Source organism: Mesorhizobium sp. M7A.F.Ca.CA.004.12.1.1 (genome assembly GCF_003997835.1).
In the GTDB taxonomy this organism is placed as follows: domain Bacteria; phylum Pseudomonadota; class Alphaproteobacteria; order Rhizobiales; family Rhizobiaceae; genus Mesorhizobium.
This window is the reverse complement of record NZ_RZRK01000605.1, coordinates 1-3,741: the sequence shown is the minus strand read 5'-3', so window position 1 is coordinate 3,741 and position 3,741 is coordinate 1. Positions and strand designations below refer to the sequence as shown.

The following is a 3,741-nucleotide window of genomic DNA, read 5'->3' as shown; positions in this document are numbered from 1 at the left end:
TCCTTGAAGGACGGGTCGCCGATCATCGAGGTGCCGCCGCCCATCAGCGCGATCGGCCGGTGACCGGTCTGCTGAAGCCAGTGCAGCATCATGATCTGGATCAGCGAGCCGGCGTGCAGGCTCTTGGCGGTGGCGTCGAAGCCGATATAGGCCGTCACCGTTTCCTTGGCGAAGATAGTGTCGAGACCGGCATCATCCGAAGTCTGGTGGATGAAACCGCGCTCGCTCATCGTGCGCAGGAAATCCGATTTGAAGGCAGGCATTTTTTCTTTCCCGAAAGCGTCCGGCCAGCGTGGCTCGGGTGTGCATGAACGCGGGCGTTTAGCATCCAAGCGCGATCAGCAAAAGTGGTTTCCGGTTTTGCGACTGATCGTGCGCCAGACAAAGGTCCAGCGATCAGCAAAAGTGGTTTCCGGTTTTGGTGCCCGCGCGGATGGCATTTGCGAATCCTTGCTTCGTCGTTTGGGCTGGCGTATTGAGGCGCCGCGCAGGGCAGGGCCTGAGGCGCCGCGACGGGGCCATCCCGCAGATCAGATCCGGAAAGCTCCGCGATGAACAGGAACTATCTTTTTCTCTTTCTGTTCAGCGTGCTGATGACTTTCAGCGGACTGGCGAGCCTTCCACCCGTCGACCGGGACGAATCCCGTTTTGTCCAGGCCACCAAGCAGATGGTCGAAACCTCCGACTATGTCGACATCCGTTTTCAGGATGCCTCGCGCTACAAGAAGCCGATCGGCATCTACTGGCTGCAATCGGCGGCCGTGGCGCTGAGCGGCGAGGGGGCGGCGGCGCCGATCTGGGTCTACCGCCTCGTCTCCATGCTTGGCATTGCCTTGGCCGTCGTCGGCATTGCCTGGACAGGCACCAAGCTGTTCGGGGCCAATGCCGGTCTCGCCGCCGGCCTGATGATGGCGGCGATCTTCGCCACCGCCTTCGAGGGGCGTGACGCCAAGACCGACGCCATGCTGCTGGCCTGCTGCGTGGCGGCGCAAGGCGCGCTCGCTCAGATCTATCTGGCATCGCGCCGCAACGAACCGGTAGCGGCCCATCTGCCGTGGATATTCTGGGCCGCTCAAGGCCTTGGAATCCTTATCAAGGGGCCGGTGGCTCCGCTGTTGTCGGTGCTGACGGTCGCCGCCCTGTTTGCCTTCGAGCGCGACTGGCGCTGGCTCCTGAAGCTGAAGCTCGTGCGCGGTGTCGCCCTGGTGCTGTTCATCGTGCTGCCCTGGGTCGCCCTCATCACTTGGAAGAGCGGCGGCGCCTTCCTCAGTGATGCCGTCGGCAAGGACATGATGGCCAAGGTCGCCTCGGGCGAGGAATCGCACGGCCTGCCGCCGGGCTTCTACATGCTGACCTATTCCTTGTTCATGTGGCCGTTCGGTCTGATCGCGGTTGGCGCCGGGCTGCAGGCCCTCAACCGGTTGCGCGACGATCCGCGGCTGCGTTTCTGCCTCGCCTGGTACATTCCGTTCTGGCTGGTGTTCGAACTGATCCCGACCAAGCTGCCGCACTATGTCCTGCCGGCCTATCCCGGCATGGCGCTGCTGATCGGTTGGCTGTTGACCTTGCCGCCCCAGGAGGCGAATGCGCCGCTCAGGCGCTGGCAGGATTGGTTGTGGTGGTCGACCGCATTCGGTCTTGCCGTGGTCAGCCTTGGCCTGGCGGCGGTCTGCGTCGGAGCGCCGATCTATCTCACCGGCGCCTTCTCCTGGTGGAGCATCCCGGCCGCCGCGGCGGCGCTGGCGGCAGGATATTTCGCTTTTTCGCGACAGCTGCAAGTGCCGCTCTCCCGCATCGGCACAATCGCCGTCTGCGCGGGCATCACCTATGGACTGTTGTTCGGCGTCATCGCGCCTTCGCTGAAACCGATCTGGCTGAGCCCGGCGATCGAGGCGGCGTTCCAGGCCAACAGGCCTTGCGACACCACGGTGCTCGCTTCGGCGGAATATCACGAGCCGAGCCTGGTGTTCCTGGTCGGCACCAAGACCGTCCTGACCGATGTCGATGGCGTCGCCAAGCATCTGCTCGGCGATCCTGCCTGCGCCCTGGCTCTGGCGCAGGTCGGCGACGAGCAGAAACTGAATGGGTTGCTGGCGGCGCAAGGCAAGTCGGCGAACCGCGTTGCCGAGGTCGACGGCCTCAACTATTCGTCGGGAGACAAGCTGTCGCTCGGCCTCTATCGTGTAACCCAGTGACGGCTCGCCGATGCCCATGACGGCGACAATGGGGTCGAATTTCCTATGCTGGTGAAATCACGCCCGCCCGTTTCGAGCCTGCTCCTTGGGGTAGGGCGCCGGTCGCTCGACAATTTTCGCGATACGATGCAGATCGCCAAAAGCCGCCTTGCCACCCGCCCGGCCAGATACCCGAACGTTTTGTGGTCGGTCTGGGTGCTGGTCTGGGTTTTGCTGACGGCGGCAGCGTTTGTTCGTCTCGACACCCCGGCCGGAATGCTTCACGGCAAGTGGTCGGCGGGATTTGCCCGGACTGCCGACTTTTTCACCCAGTTCGGCCTGGGTGGCTGGTATCTCATTCCCTCAGTGCTTCTGCTTGTCGCCGCCAACCTGACGGATTGGCGAAGCCTCTCGCGGCGCTCGCTGATGCTGCTCTACAACTGGACCTGCCTGGCTTTTCTGGTGCTGTGCGCCACCGGCCTGTCGGGGATCGCCGTCAATGTGCTGAAATATGCCATTGGCCGGGCTCGCCCCCTCTATTACGAGGACTTTGGCGTGCTGACCCTGCACCCCTTCGCTTTCGATGCGCGCTTCGCCGGCTTTCCGTCCGGCCATGGTACGACGATGGGCGCGGTGTTCGGGGTCGCTTTGCTGTTGTTTCCGCGGCGCTGGTACATCGCCCTGGCGATCACCGCTTGTATCGCCTCGACCCGTATCTTCGTTGGCGCGCACTATCCCAGCGACACCGTCGCCGGCTTCGGCCTTGGCTGCGGCTTCGCGCTCGCCTGCGGGCTGGTCTTTGCCCGGCTCGGCTTCATTTTCCGGCCGATGCCGTCGGGACTGCCGGTCCGCAAGAGAACGTTTCGGCTGATCGGACCGACAAGGAAGGCTGCCTGAGCATTCGAAGTTCAGTTGCCGTCCAGTCCGCCATAGGATCTGACCAGGCCGGCCATGCCGGGCGACTGGTGGTCTTCGCTTTCCAGCCCCTGTGCAACGCCGACGCGATCGGCGACCGGCCGGTTCTGGCTGACCTTCCACTTGCCGTGGATTTCGCTGATCTCGATTTCCAGCCCGATAATGCCCTTGATCTGCGACTGGATGAAGGGCTCCGGCGCATCGGTCACCGCCCAGGGTGCGGCGCGGGCGCCTTCCTGGGATATGGTCAGATCGGCGATCTGCTGCGCCAGCCAGTCCTGATCATCCATCACCTTGACGGTGCCGCGAACCTGCACGATGGCGTAATTCCAGGTCGGCACCACCTTGCCGGTCTCGCGCTTGGTCTCGTACCAGGACGGCGTCACATAGGCATCGCTGCCCTGGAAGACGATCAGCACGGGGGATGCCGGGTTGTCGGCCAACAGGCGCCATTGCGGGTTGGCCCGCGCCAGATGGGCGCGCAGCGTGCCGTTAGGCCCGATTTCCGCGTCGAGCAGGAACGGGACAGCGTTGGCGACCGGCCCATCGGGCCCGTTGGAAACCAACAGGCCCAGCGGATGCGTCCGGATCAGCCCGTGCAGGATTTCCGGCCGCGTTTCCCTGAAATGAGGAGGTTCGTACATCGCCGTCC

General features: G+C 63.8%; 3 protein-coding genes and 1 pseudogene. 2 read left to right on the top strand and 2 right to left on the bottom strand.

The window, feature by feature from the left end; translation table 11 throughout:
• Window positions 1-263: pseudogene (locus tag EN984_RS25995) on the bottom strand (tyrosine--tRNA ligase); the annotation flags it as partial.
• A 288-nt stretch (window positions 264-551) separates the two neighbouring features.
• Between EN984_RS25995 and EN984_RS25990 the strand changes: the two are divergent.
• Both EN984_RS25990 and EN984_RS25985 read left to right on the top strand, forming a co-directional pair.
• Window positions 552-2,195, top strand: a complete 1,644-nt coding sequence (locus EN984_RS25990) for a glycosyltransferase family 39 protein (RefSeq protein WP_127268787.1) — start codon at window positions 552-554, stop codon at window positions 2,193-2,195.
• A gap of 126 nt (window positions 2,196-2,321) precedes the next feature.
• Window positions 2,322-3,071, top strand: a complete 750-nt coding sequence (locus tag EN984_RS25985; protein ID WP_245473102.1) for a phosphatase PAP2 family protein — start codon at window positions 2,322-2,324, stop codon at window positions 3,069-3,071.
• A gap of 11 nt (window positions 3,072-3,082) precedes the next feature.
• Here the strand turns inward: EN984_RS25985 and EN984_RS25980 are convergent, their stop codons facing one another.
• A complete protein-coding gene (locus tag EN984_RS25980; RefSeq protein WP_127268785.1) occupies window positions 3,083-3,733 on the bottom strand; it encodes an FMN-binding negative transcriptional regulator in 651 nt (216 codons plus the stop codon).
• Window positions 3,734-3,741 lie beyond the last annotated feature (8 nt).